The sequence below is a fragment of the Bradyrhizobium sp. USDA 4503 genome (assembly GCF_054055815.1).
The window spans coordinates 2,165,112-2,191,158 of record NZ_JBSRXS010000001.1; the positions used below are offsets into that span (position 1 = coordinate 2,165,112).

The following is a 26,047-nucleotide window of genomic DNA, read 5'->3' on the forward strand; positions in this document are numbered from 1 at the left end:
CCTCTTCACTCGTCCGGTTGGGACACGAACAGATCCATGCCCAGTCTTTGCGACAGGAACTTCGCGGCGAGCTGCCCTCGCACGCTGTTGCCGGCCGCATCCAGTGGCGGCCCGAAAGTGCCGAAACCACCCTTTCCCGGAGACACCGCGACGATGCCTCCACCAATGCCGCTTTTGCCGGGCAGACCGATGTCGTACAGCCAGTCGCCCGACGTCTCGTACAGTCCAGCAGTGACCATGACCGCCAACGCATAGTGGCACACGGCCGCATCGACCACCCGCTGCCGGGTCACGGGGTTCACCCCGCCGTCGGCCAGCGTCGCACCCATCACGGCGAGATCCCTGGCGCTCACATTCAGCGAACACTGCCGGGTGTAGAGATCGGTCGCCTGCCTGGCGTCGCAATAGATCCGGTCGTAGCTCTCCAGCAACCGCGCGATGCTTCGATTGCGAAAATTGGTCTTGGATGCCGATGCGTAGACTTCCTCGTTGAGCGAAAGCTTGCGGCCCGCGAAGCGCGAGAGACCGTCATGGATGAACCACCATTGCTCGTCAGCGCTCGAGCCCGGCACAAGGCTTGTGGTCGCGATCGCGCCTGCGTTCACCATGGGGTTGGTGCGCCCGGCTCCATGCTCGATCGCCGCCAGTGAATTGAACGGCAGCCCGGTCGCGTTCGCGCCCAGTTTTGCACGAGCCTCTTCAGGGCCGATGGCCTCGCACACCAATGCGAATACGAATGGCTTCGATACACTCATGATCGAGAATTCGTATTCGATATCGCCCGCGCCGTAGACACGCCCGCTGGTACCGGCCACACAGACGCCGAACAGTTCACTCGGCACTCTGGCCAGGGCCGGATAAACCTGCGAATTGGTCCCTTCGCTGTTCGACTTGAAGCGCTGATGCGCTTGAGACACGAGCTCCTGCACCATCTCGGGTTCGGGCAAGTGCCCGGTCGAGATGTAGGGCCGCTCCGCTTGTTCCGCGATCGAAGGCGGCCGCATTGGCTGTCCTTCCGGATTTCGACCTTATTGCTTCAGGTCTTCTAGTCGGCAACCAGAAGTAGGCGCCCAAAAAACCACGGAGTCAACGATCCACTCCCACAGCCTTTGCAATGCTTGCGTTGGTCCAGAACACTTTACGACAAATGCGCTGAACGCATTGCGTATCGCGGAATCGCAGCGCCGTTGCGCGATGCACATTCGATATTGTCATGCGACGTTTCGGCGCGGCTAGGTAAGCAAGATTGTCCAATCGCCCGCGGCGCAATTGAATCAAAAGAGAAGTCATCATGGCAGCAACGAGCGATTTCCATCATTGGCACGCGAGAGTACGATCATCGTGTGCGGATGTGAGCCCGCCGCTTGTCCAAGCAACACCGGCCCGCGGCGACGGTGGAATGACCGCATCACTTACAGAGTGAGGTTGATCATGGTGGCGCGCGCAAGCGACGGACAGCTTCTGTTGGTAAAGAAGCTTGGTGGGCTTATTGCTATCGTTGTCGGCTGCTTGCTGACAGCAGTCGGTGTGACATTCGAATCGACAAGCACAACTGTCGTCGGTGTCTTGCTTCTTGTGCTCGGGGCGGCCCTGCTCACGCTCAAGATCATGAGACGAAATCAAAGCGGTCCGTTTGGATAGCCAGACAGATTCGCACGGTCGACAGCCTTGAACCGGATCGCCGCGGCTCCGCCGGCCGATGTCGTTTGCCTGTTCGTACTCGCGCCGGCGCGACGACAATTCCGTCCATGCGTCAGCAAGGCTTGTCTAGCAGACCACGCCCTGCCCTAATCCCGGTGGTTGGCGCAGGATCGCGAATAGGCGGCACGCTCGGCCTGGTTCAGGCCGGCGGCGGCGGCCTCGTCGAGGCACCGGCTGACGCGGTCGCCGAACGAGCTGCGCGGCCGCGAGCGCAGGCTCGGCTGCGTCGGCGCGTCCATCCTGGGGATCGCCGGCACCTCGATCCGCGGCGGAGGCGGAGGCTGAGGGACCGGCGGATCCCACGTCGAGCGGCCGGGCGCAAGGATTTGTGCGCTTGCCGCGCCCATGGCCCAGAGCAGAATGCCGGCAACAATCAGGGATCGCTTCATAGCCTATATGTCGTGACGCGACAGCAACGGTTCAAGTGAACGCACCATGCGTCAACGCTGCCCCCGAGATGCGAGTTCCCCGCCCTCGTCACGGTTTCTGGTAGATCACGTGACCGGCACGGATCGTGCTGCTCACTTTCGCAAGATTGCCGACGTCACCGAGCGGATCGCCGTCGAGCACCACGAGATCGGCGTCGAAGCCCTGCTCGACCCGTCCCTTCTTCGCGGCCTTGAAGAACCGCGCCGGATTGGTCGTCAGCGAGGCCAGCACCTGCCGCTCCGACAACACGCGGTGCATCAGCTGAAATTCCTGCGTGGTGTCGTACAGCGTGGTGAAACCGACATCGGTGCCGAACAGTACCGTGCCGCCATTCTCCGAAAACTGCTTGAGCTGGTTGACGGTCGAGGCCACCAGACGGTTGGTGACGTTCGGATCGAGCACCACGGTGGTGAACAGCGACAGTGTGGGAACGAGCGCAGTCCCCTGTGCCTTGAACCGCGCCAGCTGATCCGCGGTGTAGCTGGGTTCGCCGGGCGTGGTGTGCGCGAGCACGTCGACGCCGGACTCGATCACCGTCTCGACGCCGACCTTGTTCTGCGGATGCGCGAACACGGGCCTGCCCTGCGCATGCGCGACGTCGACAGCCGCTTTGGCGATTGCAGGGTCCATGTTGACAACGGGCTTGTCGCCCATGAACGCCCCGGTGAACAGCTTGATGCCGTCCTCACCCATGCCGAGCCAGTCGCGTGCCCATTTCGTGGCCTCCTCCGGCGTTGCGACTTCAGGAAGCTGCACTTCACGCGGGATGTAGACGGGGTGCCCGCCCTTCGGGAAGATGTTGCCGGCGAGCAGGATGTTGGGGCCGGCGACTTCGCCCGCGACGATGCGCTTGCGCAGCGGCAACGTGTCGCTCGGATCGGAGCCGAGATCCCAGACCGTGGTAAACCCCAGCGCGTCAGCATCTCCTGCATGTGCTGCGTCAGCGCCGCGGCCGGCGTTGCGCCAGACTTTCTGCGTGAAATGGACATGGCTGTTCCAGAAGCCGGCGACGATGGTCTTGCCGCTGCAATCGATCACGCGGGCATCCGGCGGCACCTGGATGTCGCCGGACTTGCCGACCGCGCTGATGACGCCGTCGGTCACCACGATCACCGCATCCGGCAGCGCTTGCGCGTCGGCCGATGCGTAGAGCGTGCCGCCGCGGAGCACGATGGTCTCGGCCTGTGCCGTCACCGCGGCGACAGCCGAGCCGATCAGGAAAAGCGTGACGCGCAGCCAGGTGCCGATCATGGAGAGTCTCCGTTGCAGGCCGGCAAAGGCCGGCGCGCGAGGATAGCCGCAAAGCGCGGAGCCGTTTGATCGTTGTTGCTGTCCGCGCCGGATATCGGCGCCCGACCGTCACTCCTCGGGCGCGTTCTCGATCGGGTCGAACCGGTCGGCCTCGAGCCCGAGCAGATTCCAGGATTGCAGCATGTGCGGCGGCAGCGGCGCGGTGGCATCGATCACGCCGCCGCGCGGGTGCGGAATCACGATGCGGCGGGCGAGCAGATGCAGCCGGTTCTGCAAGCCGCCGGGCAGCTGCCAGTTCTCCTTGTTGAAATATTTGGGATCGCCGACGATGGCATGATCGATATGCGCCATGTGGGCGCGCAATTGATGGGTGCGGCCGGTCACCGGCTTGAGCGAGACCCAGGCGAGCTTAGTCGCCGAGGTCTCGACCACGGCATAATAGGTCACGGCGTGGCTCGCGCCCTCGTCACCATGCTCGGCGATCCGCATGATGCTGTCCTCCTCGCTCTCCTCCTTGGCGAGATAGGTCGAGATGCGGCCCTGCTTCGGCTTCGGCACGCCGGCGACCAGCGCCCAGTAGATCTTGCGCGCGGAGCGATGGCGGAATGCGCCGGTGAGGTGCGTGGCAGCGAAACGCGTCTTGGCGACCAGAAGGCAGCCGGAGGTCTCCCGGTCGAGCCGATGCACCAGCCGCGGCTTCTGCCCCTTGGCGTCGCGCATCACCTCGAGCATCTGGTCGACATGGCGCGTCATGCCGGAGCCGCCCTGCACGGCGAGACCGGCCGGCTTGTTCAGCACCAGCACGTCGTCGTCCTCGTACAGCGTCATGTCCTTCAGCGCCTGCAGCGTCTTCGCCTCGGCCTCGGAGAGCGTGCCTGATGTCTTCGGCGTGTCGAGCCGCAACGGCGGGATGCGCACGCTCTGGCCCTCCTCCAGCCGGTCCTTGGAATCGGCGCGCTTGCCGTTGACCCTGAGTTCGCCCTTCCGGACGATGCGCTGGATGTGGGAGAACGACAGGCTGGGAAAGCGTGCCTCGAGGAAACGGTCGACGCGCATGCCGTTCTCGTCGGCGGTGACGACGACGGTCTGTACCTTGGTCGGCAGCGGCTGCTCGGCCGCGGGCTTCGTAGCGGCGGGCTCAGCCCGCTCCTGCCGGTCGCGACGCGACTCGGCAAAGCGCGGCGGCTTTCCGGCCGCACGATGCGCGAACGGACGCTCTCCAGACTTGCGCTCACCGAACTTGCGATCGTCCGGCTTGCGGGTGCGCTCCGCCGATCCGCTCTTGCCACGATCCTTACCACGATCCTTGCCGCGATCGCCGGCGCGGTCCCGGTCGCGGCCCTTGTCGCGCCCTTTGGCGCGGTCGCCCGGCGATGTAGTTCTCTTGATGCGGCGGCTCATGGTGATTTTTCGGCTCCAGACCTGCATTGTGCCTAGCGCAAATGCCGCGAATCGTCACGGCGAAATCGGTGTGAATCCGGTGCAACATCGGCCATGTTCGGCCGCATACGACAATCGACGGGGGCCCTGGAATGAGACTGGCGATATCGGCTTTGGCGGCGGCCCTGATGCTCACTGACCCTGCGCTCGCCCAGCAAAGTCCGATGCCCGAAGCCGCGATGCCGGAAGATCTGGCCTGGAAGCTCCTGGAACTCGGCCGCGTCATCGACCCGCCCAAGACCGCTGCACTCTACGCGCCGCTGCAACAGAAGGAGCCCTATCAGGGCGTCAAGGTCGAGCGCGACCTCAAATACGGCCCCGCCGACCGGCATCTGCTCGACGTGTTCACGCCGGAGACGGCGGCGCCCGCACGACCCGTGCTGATCTACATCCATGGCGGGGGCTTCGTCGCGGGCAACAAGCGCGCGCCCGGCAGCCCGTTCTACGACAACATCATGCTGTGGGCGGTCAAGAACGGCTTCGTCGGCGTCAATGCCACCTATCGCCTCGCGCCGGCCTTTCCGTGGCCGGCAGGCCCGGAGGACATGGGTGCGATCGTGCAGTGGGTTGCGGAAAACATCGCCTCCCGCGGCGGCGAGCCGAGGCGCATCTTCCTGATGGGCCAATCGGCCGGCGCGATCCATGTCGAGAGCTATGTCTCCCATGGCGAATTCCACAAGGTGAAGGGCGGCGGACTTGCCGGCGCGATCATGGTGTCGGGCATCTATGATCTGACGGCCTCGCCGGCCGGCGACGCCGAGCTCGCCTATTACGGCTCCGACCCCTCGCGCTATGCCGAACGCTCCTCGCTGCAAGGGCTGGTCGCGAGCCCGATCCCGTTCCTGATCACCGCGGCCGAGCTCGATCCGCCGCGCTTCGTCGAGCAGTTCGAGCTCATGAAGCAGGCCAGTTGCAAGCGGCCGAGCGGCTGCGCCCGCAGCTTCATGCTGCCGCAGCACAGCCACATGTCGGAGGTCTATGCGATCAACACGCCGGACACGCGGCTGACGGACGAGATTTTGGAGTTCGTGAAGAGCGTCAAGTGATGCGCTCAAGCACTATCAAGTTATGGGCCGTCGCAGCGGGCGCTGGCAAAATATCGAAAACAACCCCATGCAAAGGAGCCGGCGGCGATCGGCGTGGCACCAAGCAACTTGACACGTCGGGCAAATCAGGAATATATTTCTAATATTCCGAAGTTACGCAAGCGTTCCCTGCCCGCGCCGCAGGTGGGAACGCACGCTATTCGCGGCCACGGCCCAATCTCGTCTTGCCCTAGCTCCCGCCCCGGTCCTTGCGCAGCCGCTGCCAGTAATCCAGCCGCTTGCGGATCTCGCGTTCGAAGCCGCGGTCGGGCGGATCGTAGAAGGTCTGGCGGCCCAGCGCTTCCGGGAAATAGTCCTGGCCGGAGAATGCGTCCGGCATGTCGTGATCATATTGATAGCCGGAGCCGTAGCCCTCCGACTTCATCAGCTTGGTCGGCGAATTCAAAATGTGCTTCGGCGGCAGCAGCGAGCCGCCCTGCTTCGCGGTCTGCATCGCAGCACCAAACGCGGTGTAGACCGCGTTCGATTTCGGCGCGGTGGCGAGATAGACCACGGCCTGCGCGATCGCGAGCTCACCCTCCGGCGAGCCGAGGAAATCGTAAGCATCCTTGGCGGCGTTGCACACCGCCAGCGCCTGCGGATCGGCAAGGCCGATATCTTCGACCGCCATGCGCACCACGCGCCGCGCCAGGAACAGCGGATCCTCGCCGGCATCGAACATGCGCGCGAGATAATACAGCGCCGCATCCGGATCGGAGCCGCGCACTGACTTGTGCAGCGCCGAGATCAGATTGTAATGGCCGTCGGCCGATTTGTCGTAGATCGGCGCCCGGCGTTGCAGGATGGCCTGCAACTGCTCGGCGTTGAACACCTCGCCCTTGCGGGCGGCGCGCCAGACCTCTTCGGCCAATGTCAGCGAGGCGCGGCCATCGCCATCGGCCATCCGCACCAGCACGGCGCGGGCTTCGGCATCGAGCGGCAGCGGCTTGCCCTCGATCTTCTCGGCATTGGCGAACAGTTTCTCGATCGCCGCCGTATCGAGCGAGTGAAACACCAGCACGCGGGCGCGCGACAGAAGCGCCGCGTTGAGCTCGAAGGACGGGTTCTCCGTGGTGGCGCCGACCAGCACCACCGTGCCGTCCTCCATCACGGGCAGGAAGGAATCCTGCTGCGCGCGATTGAAACGATGCACCTCGTCGACGAACAGCAGCGTGCCCTTGCCGGTCTCGCGGCGGGCACGCGCGGCATCGAACGCCTTCTTGAGATCGGCGACGCCGGAGAACACCGCGGAGATCTGCTCGAAATGCAGCTCGGTGGCGTCGGCCAGAAGCCGCGCCACCGTGGTCTTGCCGGTGCCGGGCGGTCCCCAGAACACCAGCGAGCCCAGCGTGCGCGTCTCCAGCATCCGCGTCAGCGCGCCGTCAGGGCCGAGGATGTGATCCTGGCCGACGACATCGGCCAGCGTGCGCGGACGCAGCCGGTCCGGCAGCGGGTGCGGCGCGTCCTGCTCCATCCCCGCCGCAGCAAAGAGGTTGCCGGCCTCTCGCGGTTGCTTGGGGCTCATCCGCCGAGCGTCACGTTGATCTGCTGGCCGCCGCGCACCAGCGTGATGCGCCAGACCCGCGTCCCCGTCTTCGATGCCTTCTCGAGGTCGCTGGTCCGCACGATCTTCTCGTTGTTGACCGCGAGGATGATGTCGCCCTTCTGGAAGCCGACATTGGCCGCGGTGCCGTCACCGGCGAGATCAGTCACCACCACGCCCTCGGCACCGGCGTCGAGATGCAGTTCGTCGGCCAGCGCCGGCGAGATGTTGGCGACCCTCGCGCCCTGGAACGGCGAGCGCGCGGTCAGCACGATCTCGTCGCGGTTGGTGTCGGGCGCGGTCTCCAGCGGTATGGTGAGCTTCACCGGCTTGCCGGCGCGCTGCACCTCGATCTCCGCGTTGCCGCCGAGCGGACGGGTCGCGAAGCGGTAGTCGAACGCGTTGGGATCGTCGATCGGCGTGCCGTCGATCCCGACGATCAGGTCGGAGAGCTTCAGTCCGGCCTTCGCCGCCGGGCTGTTCGGCGCGACGTTAGCGACCAGCGCGCCAGACGGCAGCTTCAGCCCGAGCGTCTCGGCAATCTCCGGCGTCACCGCCTGCAGCCGCGCGCCGAGCCATGGCCGCTTCACATTCTTGCCGCCGCTCTTGGCGGAGGCCACCACGACGCGCACCATGTTGGCGGGGATCGCAAAGCCGATGCCCTGCGAGCCGCCGGAGCGCGAGAAGATCGCAGTGTTGATGCCGGCGAGCCGGCCGGTCATGTCGACCAGCGCGCCGCCGGAATTGCCGGGATTGATCGCGGCGTCGGTCTGAATGAAGAATTGATAATCCGTGATCCCGACTTGAGTGCGCGCCAGGGCCGAGATGATGCCGTGCGTCACGGTCTGGCCGACGCCGAACGGATTGCCGATCGCGAGCACGACGTCACCGACCTGCAGCTGGTCGGAATTGGCGAAGTCGAGGGTCGCGAACTTCTCCTTGTTGGTGTCCTTCAGGCGCAGCACCGCGAGGTCGGTACGGCTGTCCTTCAGCACGATCTCGGCCTCGTATTCGCGCTTGTCGGCGAGCGAGACCTTCACCTGATCGGCGCCCTCGATCACGTGATTGTTTGTGACTACGAGGCCGGAGCCATCGACCATCACGCCGGAGCCGAGCGAGCGCTGCATCTGCTCGGGCTGCTGTCCCGGCACGCCGAAGAACCGGCGAAAAATCGGGTCATCCAGAAATGGATTGCGGTTCTGCACGGTCTTGGCGGCGTAGACATTGACCACCGCCGGCTGCACCCGCTGCACGATCGGCGCATAGGACAATTGCAGCTCGGCCTGCGAGGACGGCACGCGGCGGTCCTGGGCCGCGGCTGCGGAAAGATTCCCCATGAAGGCCAACGTGCACAGAGCGGATACGGCAGCAAAGCGGACAGGTCGGAGCATTCTCACCTCTCGTGGAAACGCCGGAATATAGGCGTGTTTGCCGGGCAATTGAAGGGCGCCCGGCCGGATAACTGGCCCCCCCGCCGTACCGGTGCACAACCCGCAGCGGCCGCGTTGAAGCGCGCCGCCAAGCTTCTATGATGGCTGTCATCTCGCTGCGCCGCTCCGCTTGTTGCCTGCGGACCACAAGCGGAACTGCGATGCCCGGAAGCACTGTCGTGCGTCAGTCACGATACGCTCCTAGGACCGTTCAGTGAGTGAGTGGGGAATTCAAACACAACGGGGGTGCACAATGGGTGCAACAAAAGTCAGTGCAATCGCCATAGGCCTGGCAGGGGCGCTTGCCGCCTCGCCGGCCTATTCGCAATCGGCCGGAGGCGGCAGCGATGCGGAGATCGCGCTGCTGAAGCAGCAGCTGAAGATGCTCGAGCAGAAGCTCGACAAACTGCAGAAGCAGACCAACGCCAATACCGCAAGCGCAGCCAGCGCAAACGCCAATGCGAAGGCGGCGGATGCCAAGGCCGCGCGGGTGGCGACCGCCAACGCCGCGATCCCGGTGAAGGGCCCGGTCGCGCCGTCCGGCGTCGTGGTGACGATGCCGAACAACCGGCCGACGATCTGCACCGCGGACGAACAGAACTGCGTTGCGATCACGAGCCGCGTGCACTGGGATGTCGGCGGCTACGACTATCGCCCGAACACCGCAGGCACCTCACCGCAGAAGCTCGACAGCGGCGAGAACGTCCGCCGCGCGCGCATCGGCATCGTCGGCAAGTTCTTCGGTGACTGGAATTACTCGCTGATCTACGATTTCGGCGGCTCGTCCGACGGCTTCGGCGGCGCGGCGCCGGGATCGCTGCCCGGCGGCGGCACCTCGGGCATCGAGAACGCGTATCTGAGCTACACCGGCTTCAAGCCGTTCGGCGGCAAGATGGCGATCGAAGGCGGCATCATGGACGTGCCGTGGACACTCGACGAAGCGACCAGCTCCAACGACATCCTGTTCATGGAGCGCGCCTCGGTCGGCATCATCGCACAGAACATCGCCGCCGGTGACTTCCGTTCGGCCGCCGGCACCCGCTGGTGGAACGACCAGTTCTGGATCGGCGGCTATGTCACCGGACCGACGTCGGGCGCCATCCACTCCGCGTCCTCCGCCTCGCCGGCCGGCACGTCCGAGCAGTATGGCGGGGTCATCCGCGTCGCCGGCAATCCGATCAGCGGCAAGAATTATTCGGTGCACATTGGCGCCGATGCGGAATGGCTGGTGCAGCCGCCGCGCAACCAGCTCACGCAGGCGCAGACGCTCACGCTCAGCGACCGGCCCGAGCTGCGCATCGATCCGACCACGCTGATCTCGACCGGTGCGATCGCCAATGTCTCCGGCGCGCAGGTCTACGGCGTCGAGGCGGCGGCGACCTATGGCCCGTTCATCGCGCAGGGCGAATATTACTGGTTCAATGTCGACCGCTCCGCGAACACCGGACTGCCGCCGTTCGGCGCGCCGAGCCTGAAGTTCGACGGCGGTTACGCGCAGGTCGGCTATGTGCTGACCGGCGAGAACCACGCCTACAACCCGGCGACGGCCTCCTATAGCGGGATCAAGCCGCATGATCCGTTCTCGCTCGCGGGCGGCGGCTGGGGCGCCTGGGAAATCGCCGGCCGCGTCAGCACGATGGACCTCAACGATCAGATCGCGCAGGCGGTCGGCATCGCGGGTGGACGGCAGACCGTCTACACCGCCGCGCTGAACTGGTACGTCAACAACAACGTCCGCTTCATGCTGAACTATCTGCACGGCGATATCGCCAAGCAGGCCTCGGCGACCTCGGCTGCGGACGTCGGTTCGAAGTTCGACGCGGTCGCGCTGCGCACGCAGGTTGCGTTCTGATCTGATCGGAGCTGAGACCAACTCATAGACGGCCGGGGCATCGCTCCGGCCGTTTTCATCGAGCGTTTGGTTCACGCGTTTCTAGCTGAATGAGATCGGTCGAATATTGACCAGGACGGCGCCGCGCTCCCTCTCCCCGTTCTTACGGGGAGAGGGTTGGGGTGAGGGGCCCTCTCCGCGTATTCGGCAGCAGCTGCGCTTGCTGAGGCTCCCCCTCACCCGGAACGCATCTGACGATGCGTCATAGCCGAAGCACCGCTTAGGCGTTCTTGAGAACGGCCGCCGTAGGCGGCCTATGCCTCTCCCCGCACGCAGGGCGAGGTGAAGCGGAGCGCGTCGCGCGAACATGCTTTCAGGCCGCGCGCTTCGACTTCTTCACAATGACCTCCGGCGCCGGCGCGCAGGACAGCCGCTCCTGATGGCCCTCGCCCCAGGCTTTCAGAATATCGATCACCGGGCGCAGGCTCTCGCCGAGTTCGGAAAGCGTGTACTCGACCCGTGGCGGCACCTCGGCATAGACCTTGCGGATCACGAGGCCGTCGTCCTCGAGCGCGCGCAGCTGCTTGGTCAGCATGCGCTGGGTGATGCCGGGCATCCGCCGCCCAACTCGCCGAAGCGCTGGGTGCCGGCCTGCAAATGATACAGGATCACGCCCTTCCATTTGCCATCGATCAGGTCGAGCGCCGCCTCGACCGCGCAGCCCGGCCGGCGCGCGAAATTCTTCCGTTTCATGCAGTATTTTCCCAATAGTATACAAACAGGGACTAGTTCCCTGTTTTTACAGTACTTGCCAAATGGACGCCAGCGCGACAGTTAATCGGCAGGCAATCGCCCACCACGGAGACCAGGCATGAAGGCCGTCGGATACCAAAAATCGCTGCCGATCGAGGCGGCGGATTCGCTCGTCGATTTCGAGATCGCCAAGCCTGAGCCGAAGGGGCGCGACATCCGCGTCGCGGTGAAGGCCATCTCGGCCAATCCGGTCGACTACAAGGTGCGCAAGCGCGCGGCGCCGACCGACGGCGGATACAAGATCCTCGGCTTCGACGCGGCCGGCGTGGTCGACGCGGTCGGGCCCGACGTCTCGCTCTTCAAGCCCGGCGACGAGGTGTTTTACGCGGGCTCGATCCTGCGCCAGGGCACCAATTCGGAATTTCATCTGGTCGATGAACGCATCGTCGGCAACAAGCCGGCGTCGCTATCATTCGCGCAGGCCGCCGCCCTGCCCCTGACCTCGATCACCGCGTGGGAGCTGCTGTTCGACCGGCTCGGCGCGGTGCCGGGCAAGAGCCTCGATCCGCGCACGCTTCTGATCACCGGCGGCGCCGGCGGTGTCGGCTCGATCCTGATCCAGCTTGCGCGCCGCCTCACCGGACTGACCGTGGTTGCGACAGCAACGCGGCCGGAGTCGCAAAAGTGGTGCCGCGATCTCGGCGCCCATGCGGTGATCGACCACTCGCAGCCGATGAAGGAGCAGATCGAGAGCTTGAGGCTGCCGCCGGTCGGCCTCGTCGCCAGCCTCACCTTCACCGACCAGCACTACAAGTCGATCGCCGACTTCATCGCGCCGCAGGGCAAGTTCGGCCTGATCGACGATCCGCCGGAATTCAACGTCGCCGCGTTCAAGGGCAAGGCGGTCTCGGTGCACTGGGAATCGATGTTCACGCGCTCCTCGTTCCAGACACCCGACATGATCGCGCAGCATCATCTGCTCAACGATGTCGCCGACCTGATCGACAAGGGCGTGCTGCGCACCACGCTCGACCAGACCTTCGGTACCATCAACGCCGCCAACCTCAAGCGCGCCCACGCTCTGCTGGAAAGCGGCAAGTCACGCGGCAAGATCGTGCTCGAGGGCTGGTAAGGCTCCTCACGTCCGCTTCCTCATGCCCGGGCAACATCCCGGGCATGATATCCCCACAGGCCGGCGGGTGGCTTTTGCCAAAGCCGCCAGCGCCTGTATGATTTGCGCAACGATCACCCCGTCCTCAATCCGGCCGCGCAGGACGCAGCCGGAGCGGTGGTGACGCCCACGGGGATGGGAGGAAACCGATGAGTTTGCTCACGGCCGATCCGTCGCGGATCGATCCGGAGTGGATGACGCGGGCGCTGCGCGAAGCCGGTGTGATCGACCAGGTCAGGGTCGTCGATCTCGCCTGCAAGCCGGTCGGCAATGGCCTCGTCGGCGACAGCTATCGATTTCGTCTGACCTATGACGGTGACGAGCCGAACGCTCCCTTGAGCGTCGTCGGCAAATTCCCGGCCGCAGATCCCGACAGCCGCCGCTCCGGTTCCGCGCACACGCTTTACGTCCGCGAGGTCGCATTCTATCGCGAGCTGGCCGCCACCGTCGCCATTCACACCCCCCGGCCGATTCTTGCCGAAATCGATCCGGCGACCGACGACTTCACCCTGATCCTGGAGGACCTCGCGCCCGCACGTCCGGGCGATCAGCTCGCCGGATGCTCGATCGCCGACAGCCGGATCGCCATGACCGAGGCCGCGGCGTTGCATGCGCCGCGATGGAATGACCCGAGCCTCGATGCGGTGCAATGCTTCGTGATGGCCGCAAGCCGGCGCAGAGACCTTCGCGCGGCGCTGCCCGGCATCATCGGTCACTACAAGGAGCGATATCGCGGCGTGATCGAGCCGGAATTCCTTGATCTGATCGACCGGCTTCCGGACGCGCTATTGCGCTACCAGTCCGATCGATCGGCGCCGCGAACGCTCCAGCATGCGGATTTCCGGCTCGACAACATGCTGTTCGACGTCCGCGGCAATACCCATCCGATGGCGACGCTGGACTGGCAGACGCTGACAGTGGGCCCAGGAATCGTCGACGTCGCCTATTTCCTCTCGGCCGGCATCGACCCGATCGAACGGCGTCTTCATGAGGCCGACCTGGTTCGGTTCTATCATTCGGAACTGATCCGGCGCGGCGTGCGGGACTATGAGTGGGATCGTTGCTGGCGGGATTATCGGCGCTACACGCTGCACGGCATCATGATGGGCGTCGTCTCCGCGCTCAGCGTGCAGCGCTCCGAGCGCGGCGACGCGCTGTTCCTGAAAATGACCCGCGGCGCCTGCGCGCAAGCCCTGGACCACGACAGCTTTTCATACTGGAAGGACTGACAGCGAAAGGGATCGGCGTGCTCAACAAACTGGACGATTTCCCCATCCACCAGACGCCGGAGCCGATCGCGGTTCCCTCGACCAGCGACCGCAATGTCTATGACCGGACCTGGTTCAACGGCTACACCGCCGACGGCGCGTATTATTTCGGGATCGGCATTGCGATCTACCCGCACCGCAAGATCCTCGATTGCGCCTTCAGCGTCGTGGAACGCGGCGGACGGCAGCACTGCTTTTACGGCTCGCGGCGCGCCCCGCTCGAGCGCACCGAGATGCAGGTCGGTCCGTTCAGGCTCGAAGTGCTCGAGCCGATGCTGCGGACCCGGGTCGTGCTCGACGACAATGCGACGGGCCTCGCCTGCGACCTGACCTTCTCCGCGCGCACCGCCGCGATCCAGGAAGCGCGCCAGACGCTTTGGTCGGGCGGCCGCCGCGCGATGGATTCGACCCGGTTCGACCAGTTCGGCCGCTGGAGCGGTGTCATCAGCCACCCCGACGGCGGGATCAAGGTCGACGATCGCACCTGCTACGGCACCAAGGATCGCTCTTGGGGCGTGCGCAATGTCGGCGAACGCGACGTCGGAGGCGCGCCGATGCCGCCGCCGAGCGTGTTCTTCCTCTGGGCGCCGCTGGTCTGGGACGACCACATCTCGCACACGATCTTCTTCGACGGGACGCAGGGCGAGGCGCTGGTCCGCGAGGGCATCACCGCGCCGCTCTACCGATGCGAGGCCGAGATTCCCGGCGTGGTCGACGGCCTCGACCGCCGCATGGCGACCGCGCGGCATCGCGTCAAATACGTGCCGCACACCCGGCTCGCGCAGTCGGCTGAAATCGACCTCGTCGATATCGACGGCCACACCACGACCATCGCGCTCGACCCGATCCTCAAATTCCAGATGAAGGGGCTCGGCTACGGCCATCCGCAGTGGGGCCAGGGCATGTGGAAGGGCGAGCTCGAGATCGGCGGCGAGTCGTTCGATCCATCGACGCTCGACCCGCTGGCCCGCGAGAATGTGCACGTCCAGCAGGTGGTCCGCGCCCGCCAGGGCGGCCAGACCGGAATTGGCGTGCTGGAGCAGATTTGCTTCGGTCCCTACCGTCCCGCAGGCTTCAGCGAGTTCCTCGACGGCGCGAAGGGATAGCTAGAGCGTTTTCGAGCGAAGTGGATACCGGTTCGCGTGAAGAAAACGCGCCAAAACAAGAATCTAGAGCCCCGTTCCGATTCCATCGGAACGGGAAAAGCTCTAGATCGCCGGTACGCCCTCGACGAACAGCAGGCGTCGCTCCAGCGCGGTTGCGCGAAGCTTCAACGCTTCGGCGTATTCCGGTGACGCGTACCATTCGCGCAGGCGCGCCATGGTCGGAAATTCGACGACGACGATCGCGTTCGGTGGTGGACCGCCCTCCACCACCTCGACTGTGCCGCCGCGCACGACGTAGCGCCCGCCAAATTGTGCGATGGTGTTCGCCGCCAGCGTCCGATAGGCCTCGAACGCCGCGGCGTCGCGCATCTCGACTTCGGAGATCACATAGGCCGGCGTGCGGCCTCATGCGATCGTGTTGACGATGCCGCCCTCGGCGCGCAGCGCGGCGCCGTTGGTCGCGGATGCCTGCTTGGAGCAGACATAGACCACGAGGTTGGCGATCTCCTCGGTGCTGGCAAAGCGCTGCAGCAGCGAGGTCGGCCGGTGCTGCTTGACGAAGTTGGAGGCCGCCTCCTCGACCGATTGGCCGTTCTGCTTGGCGAGATCCTTGACGAAGGTCTCGACGCCTTCGGACATGGTCGGTCCGGGCAGCACCGAGTTGACGGTCACGGCGGTGCCTTTGGTCAGCTCGGCGAGGCCGCGCGCGATCGCAAGCTGCGCGGTCTTGGTCATGCCGTAGTGGATCATCTCGGTCGGAATGTTGAGGCCGGACTCCGAGGAAATGAAGACGATGCGACCCCAGTTGCGCTTCAGCATGCCCTGCATGTAGCCGCGCGACAGCCGCACGCCCGACATCACGTTGACCTCGTAGAAGCGGCTCCAGTCCTCGTCGGGAATGTCGAAGAACGGCTTCGGCTCGAAGATGCCGGCATTGTTGACGAGGATGTCGACGTCCGGCAGCGCCGCGAGCAGCGCCTTGCAACCGGCAGCGCTCGATACGTCGGCGGCAATGCCGCGGAGCTTCGCGCCGGGTACCGCCTTCGTGATCGCGGCAATCGCGGCATCGACCTTGGCCTGACCGCGGCCGTTGACGACGACCTCGGCGCCGGTCTCGGCCAGCCCCCTTGCGATGGCATTGCCAATGCCCGCGGTCGAGCCGGTCACCAGCGCAGTCTTTCCGGAAAGGTCGATTTTCATCTGTCATCTCCATTGATGTCGATGGACATATCGGGCGCGGCATGCAGCGCCGCAATTGCATCTCACCGATGCGTGAGGAAGCAGAACACACCTCGTCGTCCTGGCGAAAGCCAGGACCCATTACCACCAGCCCGCGTTATTGCGCGACGGCGCGACCTCCAGCCGTCGCGACAACGTCCGCTTGCGATTGTGGGTGCTGGCTTTCGCCAGGACGACGTCCGGGATGGAGCGACGCCGACAAACAAAAACGGCGCCCGAAGGCGCCGCTTTCAAAACCTGGCTCGAAGCGGGGCTTACGCCGCCTCGGCTTCCTTGTCCTGGGTCGGACCGGAATCCTGGCCCTTGGCGTCGACGTCGCGGTCGACGAACTCGATCACGGCCATCGCCGCGTTGTCGCCGTAGCGGAAGCCGGCCTTGATGATGCGGGTGTAGCCGCCCTGGCGGTCCTTGTAGCGGGTCGCCAGCGTGTCGAACAGCTTCTTGACCTGGTCGACGTCGCGCAGCTCCGAGATCGCCTGGCGGCGCAGGGCGAGGCCGCCCTTCTTGCCGAGGGTGACGAGCTTCTCGACGATCGGCCGCAGCTCCTTGGCCTTCGGCAGCGTGGTGACGATCTGCTCGTGCTTGATCAGCGCGGCCGCCATGTTGGCGAACATCGCACGCCGGTGCTCGGCGGTGCGGTTGAGCTTCCGATGAACCTTGCCGTGACGCATTGACTTCTTCCTTCTTCAATTCTGCCGCGGTGGTTCAGCGACAAGTTTTGCAGGTGGGCATCCTGCGTTCGCCCGGACGTCATTCCGGGCGGCTCGCAGAGCCGAACCCGGAATCTCGAGATTCCGGATCGCCGCTTCGCGACGTCCGGAATGACCAAAGCTTAGTAGTGATCCTCGAAGCGCTTGGCGAGCTCGTCGATGTTCTCCGGCGGCCAGCCCGGCACTTCCATGCCGAGGTGCAGACCCATCTGGGCCAGCACTTCCTTGATCTCGTTCAGCGACTTGCGGCCGAAGTTCGGGGTGCGGAGCATTTCCGCTTCCGACTTCTGCACGAGGTCGCCGATGTAGACGATGTTGTCGTTCTTCAGGCAGTTTGCCGAACGCACCGACAGCTCGAGCTCGTCGACCTTCTTGAGGAACGCCGGGTTGAACGCGAGATCGGGGATGATCTCCTGCGTGACTTCCTTGCGCGGCTCTTCGAAGTTGACGAACACGTTGAGCTGATCCTGCAGGATGCGCGCGGCGTAGGCCACCGCGTCCTCCGGCGTGATCGCGCCGTTGGTCTCGATCGTCATGGTCAGCTTGTCGTAGTCGAGGATCTGGCCCTCGCGGGTGTTCTCGACCTTGTAGGAGACCTTGCGGACCGGCGAGAACAGGCTGTCGACCGGGATCAGGCCGATCGGAGCATCCTCGGGACGGTTGCGCTCGGCGGCGACATAGCCCTTGCCGGTCGTGACCGTGAACTCCATGCGGATCTCGGCGCCGTCGTCCAGCGTGCAGAGCTGCAGGTCGGGGTTGAGCACCGTGACATCGCCGACGGTCTGGATGTCGCCGGCGGTGACGGCGCCCGGGCCCTGCTTCTTCACGACCATGCGCTTCGGGCCTTCGCCCTGCATCTTGATCGAGATGTCCTTGATGTTGAGGACGATGTCGGTGACGTCTTCACGGACACCGGCGATCGAGGAGAACTCGTGCAGCACGCCGTCGATATGCACCGACTGCACCGCCGCGCCCTGCAGCGAGGACAACAGGATGCGGCGCAGCGCGTTGCCGAGCGTCTGGCCGAAGCCACGCTCGAGCGGTTCGGCGACCACGGTGGCGAACCGGCTCGCGTCCGAGCCCGGCGTTACCTGCAGCTTGTTCGGTCGAATGAGTTCTTGCCAATTTTTCTGGATCGTCACTGTTTCACCCATTTGCCGGTCACAGGGCCAAATCGAATGGCCGAACCCGGCGTTGGAGATCGCGGATCAGTCCGCGCGGTCAATTCCAAAAACCATCGCAGGGCGGCCAGAGGCCGCCCGCGACTTACAGATCAAACGCGCCGACGCTTGCGCGGACGGCAGCCATTGTGCGGGATGGTGGTCACGTCGCGGATCGAGGTGACGGTGAAGCCCGCAGCCTGCAGCGCACGGAGCGCCGATTCACGGCCCGAACCCGGGCCGGCCACTTCAACCTCCAGCGTGCGCATGCCGTGTTCCTGCGCCTTCTTGGAGACGTCTTCCGCCGCGACCTGCGCGGCATAGGGGGTCGACTTGCGTGAGCCCTTGAAGCCCATGGTGCCGGCCGACGACCAGGCAATGGTGTTGCCCTGCGCGTCGGTGATGGTGATCGTCGTGTTGTTGAACGACGAATTCACGTGCGCGATGCCGGAGGCGATGTTCTTGCGTTCGCGGCGGCGTACGCGGGTGGCTTCCTTGCCCATTTCAAACCTTTCCTGTGATCTCGACGCCGCCGTAGTGCCAGCGGCTACACCTCAAAACGCAAATGGCGAGTAGCGAATTTCCATTCGCTACTCCCCACTAGCAATTCGCAAAACTTACTTCTTCTTGCCGGCGATCGCCTTGGCCGGCCCCTTGCGCGTGCGCGCATTGGTGTGGGTGCGCTGGCCGCGCACCGGCAGACCGCGGCGATGACGCAGGCCGCGGTAGCAGCCGAGGTCCATCAGCCGCTTGATGTTGATGCCGACCTCGCGACGGAGGTCGCCCTCGACCAGGTAGTCGCGGTCGATCACTTCGCGGATCTGCAGGACTTCCTGGTCGGTCAGCTGGTTGACGCGACGGTCCAGCGGGATCTTGACCTTCTCGATGATGTCGGCCGCGTTCTTCTGGCCGATGCCATGGATGTACTGAAGCGCGATCAGGACGCGCTTGTTGGTAGGAATGTTGACGCCGGCAATACGGGCCACGGACTTCTCTCCTGTCGCCGATCCATCACGGATACGGGCTTCTCAAGTGCTTGCTCTCTCGGGCTTGTGTCCACAAACGCGAACACGACGCCCTCCCCTCATGTCCTTCGGGGCCCGGCATCGTCATCAAACTATCCAACTTGGATGCGGGGCTTATTAAAGGATTCATGTCGGTTTCGTCAACCGCTCCTAGCGTTTAGCTCGCTTTTTCGTGAGCTTTTTTGCCGCCTTTTTGGCGGTCTTTGCTCCCTTGCGGGCTTTCGCGGCGCGGGCGGCCTTCTTTACCGCCTTCTTCGCGGCTTTCTTCACGGTTTTCTTCACGGTTTTCTTGGCCGCTTTGGCCTTGGAGGACGCCTTGGCAGCCTTCCGGGCCGATTTGGCGGCCTTTTTGGCTGGTCTAGCTGCCTTCCGGGCCGGCTTCTTGCTGGCCTTCATGGCCGCCTTGGCGGCCTTTTTAGCCGTCTTGGGGACGTGATCCTCGTGTTCCCTGGGTTCCAGCGCGCCGAGCGCGGTCAGGATCCGGTTGATCTCGCGGGTGACGTGCTCGATGGTCATCATGCCATCGACCGTCAGAAGCTTCCGCCGCTCCGAATAATAGTGAATCAGCGGCTCCGTCAGCGAACGGTACTGCGCCAGGCGCTTGGTCAGCACTTCCGGCGTGTCGTCGAGGCGGACTTCCTCGCCGCGCGCGCGGGTTTCCTCGGCACGCCTCTCAACGCGGGCGAGCAGCGCGCTCTCGTTGACGCGGAGCTCAACCACCGCGTCGAGCTTGAGGTGCTTTTTCCGGAGCAGATCGTCGAGCGCCTCGGCCTGCGGCACAGTGCGCGGGAAGCCGTCGAGAATGAACCCCTTCTTGGCATCGGGCTCCTCGATGCGGTCGGCGATGATTCCCACCACGACCTCGTCGGGAACCAGGCCGCCATTGGCCATGATCTCCTTGGCCTGCAAGCCGACCGGCGTGCCCGCGGCGACCGCAGCGCGCAGCATCTCACCGGTCGAGAGCTGGACGATGCCGTGCTTGTGCACCAGCCGCTGCGCCTGGGTTCCCTTGCCCGAGCCCGGCGGCCCCAAAAGGATCAATCTCATATCTGTTTCGCCCCCCGGCTAGGTGGGCGACGTCCGCACACCTGTGTTTTGAGTTCGAAGCCAAGCCGCGATCAGCGGCGGCGGCCTCCCCTGAGCTTCGACTTCCTGATCAACCCCTCATACTGATGAGCGAGCAGATAGCCCTGCACCTGCGACACCGTATCCATCGTCACGCTGACGACGATCAACAGCGAGGTGCCGCCAAAGTAGAACGGGACCGATGCGTAGGAAATCAGAATTTCAGGAATCAGGCAGACGATCGCGAGATAGACCGCGCCGAGCACCGTGATGCGCGACAGCACATAGTCGATGTACTCGGCGGTGCGCTCGCCGGGCCGGATGCCCGGGATGAAGCCGCCATGCTTCTTCAGGTTGTCCGCGGTCTCGGTCGGATTGAACACGATCGCGGTGTAGAAGAACGCGAAGAACACGATCAGCGCGAGATACATGAACAGGAACAGCGGCCGGCCGTGGCTGAGCTGGGTCGTGATCCACTGGAACCATTCCGGCCCCTTGCCGGCGTTGAAGTTCGCGACCGTGGTCGGCAGCAGCAGCAGCGACGAGGCGAAGATCGGCGGAATCACGCCCGAGGTGTTGAGCTTGAGCGGCAGATGCGAGGACTGGCCCTCGAACATCTTGTTGCCGACCTGGCGCTTCGGATACTGGATCAAAAGCCGGCGCTGCGCGCGCTCCATGAACACGATGAAGGCGATCACGGCGACCGCCATCACGATGACGATCAGGATCAGGCCGGTCGACATCGCGCCCTGGCGGCCCAGTTCCAGCATGTTGGCGAGCGCCGACGGCAGCTCGGCGACGATGCCGGACAGGATGATCAGCGAGATACCGTTGCCGATGCCGCGCGAGGTGATCTGCTCGCCGAGCCACATCAGGAACATGGTGCCGCCGGTCAGCGTGATCGCGGTCGAGATCCGGAAGAACATGCCGGGGTCGCTGACGACATTACCGGCGCCTTCGAGGCCGATCGCGATGCCATAGGACTGGAACAGCGCCAGGATCACGGTCAGATAGCGGGTGTACTGGTTCAGCGTCTTGCGGCCCGCCTCGCCTTCCTTCTTGAGCGCCTCGAGCTGCGGCGACACGGTGGTCAGCAGCTGCACGATGATCGATGCCGAGATGTACGGCATGATGTTGAGCGCGAAGATCGCCATGCGGTGGATGCCGCCGCCGGCGAACATGTTGAACATGCCGAGGATGCCGCCGGACTGGCTGCGGAACACCTGCTCCCAGATGTTGGGATCGATGCCGGGCAGCGGGATGTAGGTGCCGAGCCGATAAACAAGCAGCGCACCCAGGGTGAACCAGATGCGCTTCTTCAGCTCGTCGGCTTTCGCCAGCTGTCCGAAATTGAGGTTGGCGGCAAGTTGTTCGGCTGCTGAGACCATGTTTCGGCTTTCTCCCGGAGCCCCATTCGCCGGCGCCCCCAAAGAGATCAATTCCCTGGGCGCCGGCAGACACCGGACATTATCTGGTGCTCGGCCTCGATAAGTCCATCATTCGATCCGCGGATTGCCCGCGCGTCGCGGGCAATGACGCAGATGTTACGCCGCCTCGCCTTCTTCCTTGGCGGGGGCCAGGATCTTGACCGAGCCGCCGGCCTTCTCGACCGCGGCAATGGCCGACTTGGAAGCGCCGTGCACCTCGATGGTCAGCTTGGTCTTGATCTCGCCGCGGCCGAGCAGCCGCAGGCCGTCCTTGGCGCGGCGCAGCACGCCGGCCTTGACCAGCGATTCGACGTTCACCGTCGCGCTCGCATCGACCAGCTTGTTGTCGATCGCTTCCTGCAGACGGTCGAGATTGATCTCGGCGAAGTCGAGCCGGAAGATGTTGTTGAAGCCGCGCTTCGGCAGACGGCGATGCATCGGCATCTGGCCGCCTTCGAAACCCTTGATGCGGACGCCCGAACGCGCGGTCTGGCCCTTGCCGCCGCGGCCCGAGGTCTTGCCCTTGCCGGAACCGATGCCACGGCCGACACGCATGCGCTTCTTGCGCGAGCCGGCGTTGTCGGCGATATCGCTGAGCTTCATCGCCCTTCTCCTTATCTCTGCTTACTCGCCGACGACGCGGACGAGATGCTGAACCTTGCTGATCATGCCGCGAACTTCAGGGGTATCCTGCAGCTCGGCAACCCGGCCGATCTTGTTGAGCTTGAGGCCGATCAGCGTCGAACGCTGCGAGTGATGGCGGCGGATTGCGCTGCCGATCTGCTCGACCTTGATGGTCTTGCTGGCCTTGGCCATGACAGTAACTCCGAATAGCGCTTCGAGAAGCGCGCGTTGTTATTCCGCCACCACTTCGGCGTCGCCGCCGACGCGGCGCGACTGCAGGGTGGAGACCTTGATGTTGCGGCGTGCCGCCACCGAGCGGGGCGAATCCTGATGCTTCAGCGCATCGAACGTCGCGCGAACCATGTTGTAGGGATTCGACGAGCCGATCGACTTCGCCACCACGTCCTGGATGCCGAGCGTCTCGAACACAGCGCGCATCGGGCCGCCGGCGATGATGCCGGTACCGGCCGGAGCGGCACGCAGGTAGACGCGGCCGGCGCCGTGACGGCCGGCGATGTCGTGATGCAGCGTGCGGCCTTCGCGAAGCGCGACGCGCGTCAGGTTGCGCTTCGCCGATTCGGTCGCCTTGCGGATCGCTTCCGGAACTTCGCGCGCCTTGCCGTGGCCGAACCCGACCCGGCCCTTCTGGTCGCCGATCACGACCAGCGCCGCAAAGCCGAAGCGCTTGCCGCCCTTGACGACCTTCGCCACGCGATTGATGTGGACGAGCTTGTCGACGAACTCGCTGTCGCGCTCCTCGCGCTCCCTGCTCCGTTCGCGTCCGCCGCGTTCGCGTTCACCTGCCATGGTGTTTTCCAATCTCTAGGAGGCCTTGCGCCTCTTTCCTCGTCATCGTTCGTAAAGTTTAGAAGCTCAATCCGCCTTCGCGCGCCGCATCCGCGAGCGCCTTGACGCGCCCGTGATAGATGTAGGCGCCGCGATCGAACACGACTTCCTTGACACCCTTCTGCGCCGCGCGCTCGGCGAGCAGCTTGCCGACCGCCTTTGCCGCATCGATGTCGGCGCCGGTCTTGCCGGCGTCGCGCATGGTCTTCTCCAGCGACGAGGCGGAAGCGAGCGTCTCGCCCTTCTGGTCGTCGATGACCTGGGCGTAGATGTGCTTGGACGAGCGGAACACCGACAGCCGCGGACGGCCGCCTGCCGAGCGGCGAAGCGCAAGGCGCACGCGCTGCTTGCGCCGGGCATTCGTAACCTTGAGTGACATGACCGGCTCCGTTACTTCTTCTTGCCTTCCTTGCGGAAGATGAATTCGTTGGCGTACTTCACGCCCTTGCCCTTGTAGGGCTCCGGCGGACGGTAGGCGCGGATCTCGGCGGCGACCTGGCCGACGCGCTGCGGATCGTTGCCGGTGATCGTGATCTCGGTCGGCTTCGGCACCGCGATGGTGATGCCTTCCGGGATCGCGTACACCACGTCGTGGCTGTAGCCGAGCGCGAGCTGCAGGTTCTTGCCCTGCATCGCGGCGCGGTAGCCGACGCCGGTGATCTCGAGCTTCTTCTCGAAGCCCTTGGTGACGCCCTCGACGAGGTTGGCGACCTGCGCGCGCGCGGTGCCGTACATCGCCTGCGCGCGGTTGGTCTTGACCCGCGGAGCGACCTTGACCTGACCGTTCTCGAACTTCACCTCGACGTCGTCATGCACGACGAACTGAAGCTGGCCCTTCGGCCCCTTCACCTTGACGGTCTGGCCCTCGACGGTCGCCGTCACACCCGACGGGATCGCCACCGGCCTTTTGCCGATACGTGACATCGTAAAATCCTTCCTCAGAACACCGTGAAGAGAACTTCGCCGCCCACGTTGGCGTCGCGCGCCTGGTGGTCAGCCATGATTCCCTTCGGCGTCGACAACACCGAAATGCCGAGACCGTTGTTCACGCGCGGCAGGTTCTTCACCGAGGCGTAAACGCGGCGGCCCGGCTTCGACACCCGCTCGATCTCGCGGATGACGGGCTCGCCGTCGAAATACTTCAGCTCGATCTCGAGCTCGCTGCGGCCCGAGGCATGCTCGACGCTGGCGTAGCCGCGGATGTAACCCTCGGACTTCAGCACCTCGAGCACGTTGGCGCGCATCTTCGAGCCGGGGCTCGAGACCTTGGACTTGGAGCGCATCTGCGCGTTGCGGATGCGGGTGATGAGATCGCTGATCGGATCGTGCGTAGACATTGTTCCGACCCTCCCTTACCAGCTCGACTTCACGAGGCCGGGAACCAGGCCCTTGGAGCCGAGTTCACGCAGCGCGATGCGCGAGAGCTTGTTCTTGCGATAGTTCGAGCGCGGACGCCCGGTCAGCTCGCAACGGTTGCGGATGCGCGTCGGCGACGAGTTGCGCGGCATCTCGGCGAGCTTCAGCGTCGCCGCGAAGCGCTCTTCCATCGGCTTGGTCTTGTCGGCGATGATCGCCTTCAGCTTCTCGCGGCGCGGGCCGGCGTTCTTCGCCATCCGCTTGCGCCGGTTGTTCTTCTCGACTGAACTCTTCTTTGCCATGCTTGGCTCCTGGGTATCCGCGTTTGAGTGGCTTTGGCTCAGCTACTCACTGCCGGAACGGGAAATTGAAAGCGGTCAACAAGGCACGCGCCTCGTCGTCGGTCTTGGCGGTGGTGCAGACCGTGATGTCCATGCCACGCGCTTCCGAGACCTTGTCGAAGTCGATCTCGGGGAAAATGATGTGCTCCTTGATGCCGAGCGAATAGTTGCCACGGCCGTCGAAGCTCTTCGGGTTCAGGCCGCGGAAGTCGCGGACGCGGGGCAGCGCCACGTTCACCAGGCGGTCGATGAACTCGTACATATGGGTCTTGCGCAGCGTGACCTTGCAGCCGATCGGCTGGTTCTCACGCAGCTTGAAGGTCGCGATCGCGATCCGCGAATAGGTCACGATCGCCTTCTGGCCGGCGATCTGGGTCAGCTCGGCGGCGGCGGTCTCGGCCTTCTTGCGATCGTTGACGGAGTCGCCCACGCCCATGTTGAGCACGACCTTGTCGAGGCGCGGCACCTGCATCACGTTGGCATAACCGAACTTCTCGGTCATCATGCCGCGGATCTTCTTGTCATACTCCGCGCGCAGACGCGGCGTGTAAGCTGTATCAGCCATCGATCTCTGCTCCCGAGCTCTTGGCAACACGAACCTTCTTGCCATCGGCCTGAATCTTGAACCCGATGCGGGTCGGCTTTCCGTCCTTGCCGACATACGCAATGTTCGAAAGGTCGATCGGCATCTCCTTGGAGATGATGCCGCCTTCCTGGGTCTGGGTCTGCTTCTGGTGACGCTTCACCATGTTGATGCCGCGAACGAGAGCCTTGTTCTCGTCCGGACGCACCTCGAACACCTCGCCGGTGCGACCCTTGTCGCGGCCGGTGAGCACCATCACCTTGTCGCCCTTGCGGATCTTGGCAGCCATCACAGCACCTCCGGCGCGAGCGAAATGATCTTCATGTGGTTCTTGGCGCGCAGCTCGCGCGGCACCGGCCCGAAGATACGGGTGCCGACCGGCTCGGACTGATTGTTGATCAGCACGGCGGCGTTGCGGTCGAAGCGGATGACCGAACCGTCGGCGCGGCGGATGTCCTTGCGGACCCGGACCACGACGGCCTTCATCACGTCGCCCTTCTTCACCTTGCCACGCGGAATGGCTTCCTTGATCGACACAACGATAACGTCGCCCACGGTGGCATAGCGGCGCTTGGAACCTCCAAGAACCTTGATGCACATGACACGGCGTGCGCCTGAATTATCGGCCACGTCGAGGTTGGTCTGCATCTGAATCATTGATGC

The 26,047-nt window shown here is 64.5% G+C and carries 29 protein-coding genes and 1 pseudogene; 5 read left to right on the forward strand and 25 right to left on the reverse strand.

The genetic code is table 11. The features are described from left to right. Positions 1-5 precede the first annotated feature (5 nt). The 4 genes from glsA to ACVMIH_RS10680 form a co-directional block, all read right to left on the reverse strand. On the reverse strand, positions 6-1,004 hold the full coding sequence (gene glsA, locus ACVMIH_RS10665; RefSeq protein WP_456861625.1) for a glutaminase A: 999 nt from the start codon (positions 1,002-1,004) through the stop codon (positions 6-8). 783 nt (positions 1,005-1,787) lie between these two features. Next, on the reverse strand, positions 1,788-2,090 hold the full coding sequence (locus tag ACVMIH_RS10670; RefSeq protein WP_057015495.1) for a hypothetical protein: 303 nt from the start codon (positions 2,088-2,090) through the stop codon (positions 1,788-1,790). A gap of 88 nt (positions 2,091-2,178) precedes the next feature. Further along, positions 2,179-3,381 (reverse strand): amidohydrolase family protein, encoded by a 1,203-nt coding sequence (locus ACVMIH_RS10675; protein WP_456861627.1) that lies wholly within the window; start codon positions 3,379-3,381, stop codon positions 2,179-2,181. A 108-nt stretch (positions 3,382-3,489) separates the two neighbouring features. Next, entirely contained in the window at positions 3,490-4,782 is a 1,293-nt protein-coding gene (locus tag ACVMIH_RS10680) for an RluA family pseudouridine synthase (RefSeq protein ID WP_456861629.1), read from the reverse strand. A 167-nt stretch (positions 4,783-4,949) separates the two neighbouring features. Between ACVMIH_RS10680 and ACVMIH_RS10685 the strand changes: the two genes are divergently transcribed. Further along, on the forward strand, positions 4,950-5,867 hold the full coding sequence (locus tag ACVMIH_RS10685) for an alpha/beta hydrolase (protein WP_456861631.1): 918 nt from the start codon (positions 4,950-4,952) through the stop codon (positions 5,865-5,867). Positions 5,868-6,096: 229 nt separating this feature from the next. Here ACVMIH_RS10685 and ACVMIH_RS10690 read toward each other — a convergent pair whose 3' ends face one another. After that, positions 6,097-7,431 carry a replication-associated recombination protein A gene (locus ACVMIH_RS10690; protein ID WP_057015492.1) on the reverse strand — a complete coding sequence of 445 codons (1,335 nt, stop codon included), beginning with the start codon at positions 7,429-7,431 and terminating at the stop codon, positions 6,097-6,099. After that, positions 7,428-8,786 (reverse strand): DegQ family serine endoprotease, encoded by a 1,359-nt coding sequence (locus ACVMIH_RS10695; protein ID WP_092090135.1) that lies wholly within the window; start codon positions 8,784-8,786, stop codon positions 7,428-7,430. Before ACVMIH_RS10695 ends, ACVMIH_RS10690 begins: the two co-directional genes overlap by 4 nt. Positions 8,787-9,132: 346 nt before the next feature. Between ACVMIH_RS10695 and ACVMIH_RS10700 the strand changes: the two genes are divergently transcribed. Further along, positions 9,133-10,731 carry an OprO/OprP family phosphate-selective porin gene (locus tag ACVMIH_RS10700; protein ID WP_057015490.1) on the forward strand — a complete coding sequence of 533 codons (1,599 nt, stop codon included), beginning with the start codon at positions 9,133-9,135 and terminating at the stop codon, positions 10,729-10,731. A 352-nt stretch (positions 10,732-11,083) separates the two neighbouring features. On the opposite strand, the pseudogene ACVMIH_RS10705 reads toward ACVMIH_RS10700, so the two are convergent. After that, positions 11,084-11,382, reverse strand: a pseudogene (locus ACVMIH_RS10705) (winged helix-turn-helix transcriptional regulator). A 199-nt stretch (positions 11,383-11,581) separates the two neighbouring features. Between ACVMIH_RS10705 and ACVMIH_RS10710 the strand changes: the two are divergent. From ACVMIH_RS10710 to ACVMIH_RS10720, 3 genes are all read left to right on the forward strand, one after another. After that, the gene (locus tag ACVMIH_RS10710; RefSeq protein ID WP_028335470.1) at positions 11,582-12,595 is read left to right on the forward strand and encodes a zinc-binding alcohol dehydrogenase family protein; all 1,014 of its coding nucleotides are present in this window, start codon (positions 11,582-11,584) and stop codon (positions 12,593-12,595) included. Positions 12,596-12,783: 188 nt separating this feature from the next. Continuing rightward, on the forward strand, positions 12,784-13,863 hold the full coding sequence (locus ACVMIH_RS10715; RefSeq protein WP_456861634.1) for a phosphotransferase: 1,080 nt from the start codon (positions 12,784-12,786) through the stop codon (positions 13,861-13,863). A 17-nt stretch (positions 13,864-13,880) separates the two neighbouring features. Next, complete coding sequence (locus tag ACVMIH_RS10720; protein ID WP_456861636.1) at positions 13,881-15,008, forward strand: hypothetical protein; 1,128 nt, start codon at positions 13,881-13,883, stop codon at positions 15,006-15,008. 102 nt (positions 15,009-15,110) lie between these two features. On the opposite strand, the gene ACVMIH_RS10725 is transcribed toward ACVMIH_RS10720, so the two are convergent. The 18 genes from ACVMIH_RS10725 to rplN all read right to left on the reverse strand — a co-directional run bounded on the left by ACVMIH_RS10725 (position 15,111) and on the right by rplN (position 26,041). Next, entirely contained in the window at positions 15,111-15,377 is a 267-nt protein-coding gene (locus ACVMIH_RS10725; RefSeq protein ID WP_456861638.1) for a DUF1330 domain-containing protein, read from the reverse strand. Between the two features lie 36 nt (positions 15,378-15,413). Continuing rightward, complete coding sequence (locus tag ACVMIH_RS10730) at positions 15,414-16,208, reverse strand: SDR family NAD(P)-dependent oxidoreductase (protein WP_057019542.1); 795 nt, start codon at positions 16,206-16,208, stop codon at positions 15,414-15,416. Between the two features lie 293 nt (positions 16,209-16,501). Then, positions 16,502-16,918, reverse strand: coding sequence for a 50S ribosomal protein L17 (gene rplQ, locus ACVMIH_RS10735; RefSeq protein ID WP_028339307.1), 417 nt, complete (start codon positions 16,916-16,918; stop codon positions 16,502-16,504). A 161-nt stretch (positions 16,919-17,079) separates the two neighbouring features. After that, positions 17,080-18,111: a DNA-directed RNA polymerase subunit alpha gene (locus ACVMIH_RS10740; protein WP_035631062.1), complete on the reverse strand. Its 1,032-nt coding sequence runs from the start codon at positions 18,109-18,111 to the stop codon at positions 17,080-17,082. Between the two features lie 119 nt (positions 18,112-18,230). After that, positions 18,231-18,620 carry a 30S ribosomal protein S11 gene (gene rpsK / locus ACVMIH_RS10745; protein WP_006021048.1) on the reverse strand — a complete coding sequence of 130 codons (390 nt, stop codon included), beginning with the start codon at positions 18,618-18,620 and terminating at the stop codon, positions 18,231-18,233. A gap of 114 nt (positions 18,621-18,734) precedes the next feature. Beyond that, positions 18,735-19,103, reverse strand: a complete 369-nt coding sequence (rpsM, locus tag ACVMIH_RS10750; protein WP_057019544.1) for a 30S ribosomal protein S13 — start codon at positions 19,101-19,103, stop codon at positions 18,735-18,737. 189 nt (positions 19,104-19,292) lie between these two features. Beyond that, complete coding sequence (locus ACVMIH_RS10755; RefSeq protein ID WP_456861640.1) at positions 19,293-20,189, reverse strand: adenylate kinase; 897 nt, start codon at positions 20,187-20,189, stop codon at positions 19,293-19,295. A 71-nt stretch (positions 20,190-20,260) separates the two neighbouring features. Next, positions 20,261-21,595 carry a preprotein translocase subunit SecY gene (gene secY / locus ACVMIH_RS10760; protein WP_057019546.1) on the reverse strand — a complete coding sequence of 445 codons (1,335 nt, stop codon included), beginning with the start codon at positions 21,593-21,595 and terminating at the stop codon, positions 20,261-20,263. 156 nt (positions 21,596-21,751) lie between these two features. Further along, positions 21,752-22,237 carry a 50S ribosomal protein L15 gene (gene rplO / locus ACVMIH_RS10765; protein WP_028339310.1) on the reverse strand — a complete coding sequence of 162 codons (486 nt, stop codon included), beginning with the start codon at positions 22,235-22,237 and terminating at the stop codon, positions 21,752-21,754. Positions 22,238-22,258: 21 nt separating this feature from the next. Next, the gene (rpmD, locus tag ACVMIH_RS10770; RefSeq protein ID WP_028335461.1) at positions 22,259-22,450 is read right to left on the reverse strand and encodes a 50S ribosomal protein L30; all 192 of its coding nucleotides are present in this window, start codon (positions 22,448-22,450) and stop codon (positions 22,259-22,261) included. Between the two features lie 39 nt (positions 22,451-22,489). Further along, the gene (rpsE, locus tag ACVMIH_RS10775; RefSeq protein WP_016843761.1) at positions 22,490-23,065 is read right to left on the reverse strand and encodes a 30S ribosomal protein S5; all 576 of its coding nucleotides are present in this window, start codon (positions 23,063-23,065) and stop codon (positions 22,490-22,492) included. 58 nt (positions 23,066-23,123) lie between these two features. Next, the gene (gene rplR, locus ACVMIH_RS10780; protein ID WP_016843760.1) at positions 23,124-23,483 is read right to left on the reverse strand and encodes a 50S ribosomal protein L18; all 360 of its coding nucleotides are present in this window, start codon (positions 23,481-23,483) and stop codon (positions 23,124-23,126) included. 11 nt (positions 23,484-23,494) lie between these two features. Further along, on the reverse strand, positions 23,495-24,028 hold the full coding sequence (gene rplF, locus ACVMIH_RS10785) for a 50S ribosomal protein L6 (RefSeq protein ID WP_024578581.1): 534 nt from the start codon (positions 24,026-24,028) through the stop codon (positions 23,495-23,497). Positions 24,029-24,042: 14 nt separating this feature from the next. Beyond that, complete coding sequence (gene rpsH / locus ACVMIH_RS10790; protein WP_018272133.1) at positions 24,043-24,441, reverse strand: 30S ribosomal protein S8; 399 nt, start codon at positions 24,439-24,441, stop codon at positions 24,043-24,045. A 15-nt stretch (positions 24,442-24,456) separates the two neighbouring features. Continuing rightward, the gene (gene rpsN, locus ACVMIH_RS10795) at positions 24,457-24,762 is read right to left on the reverse strand and encodes a 30S ribosomal protein S14 (RefSeq protein ID WP_016843757.1); all 306 of its coding nucleotides are present in this window, start codon (positions 24,760-24,762) and stop codon (positions 24,457-24,459) included. A 46-nt stretch (positions 24,763-24,808) separates the two neighbouring features. Continuing rightward, positions 24,809-25,366: a 50S ribosomal protein L5 gene (gene rplE / locus ACVMIH_RS10800; RefSeq protein ID WP_016843756.1), complete on the reverse strand. Its 558-nt coding sequence runs from the start codon at positions 25,364-25,366 to the stop codon at positions 24,809-24,811. Beyond that, the gene (gene rplX, locus ACVMIH_RS10805; RefSeq protein WP_016843755.1) at positions 25,359-25,673 is read right to left on the reverse strand and encodes a 50S ribosomal protein L24; all 315 of its coding nucleotides are present in this window, start codon (positions 25,671-25,673) and stop codon (positions 25,359-25,361) included. Before rplX ends, rplE begins: the two co-directional genes overlap by 8 nt. Beyond that, positions 25,673-26,041, reverse strand: coding sequence for a 50S ribosomal protein L14 (gene rplN / locus ACVMIH_RS10810; protein WP_011473865.1), 369 nt, complete (start codon positions 26,039-26,041; stop codon positions 25,673-25,675). The genes rplX and rplN overlap by 1 nt, the downstream gene beginning before the upstream one ends. Between the last annotated feature and the right edge of the window lie 6 nt (positions 26,042-26,047).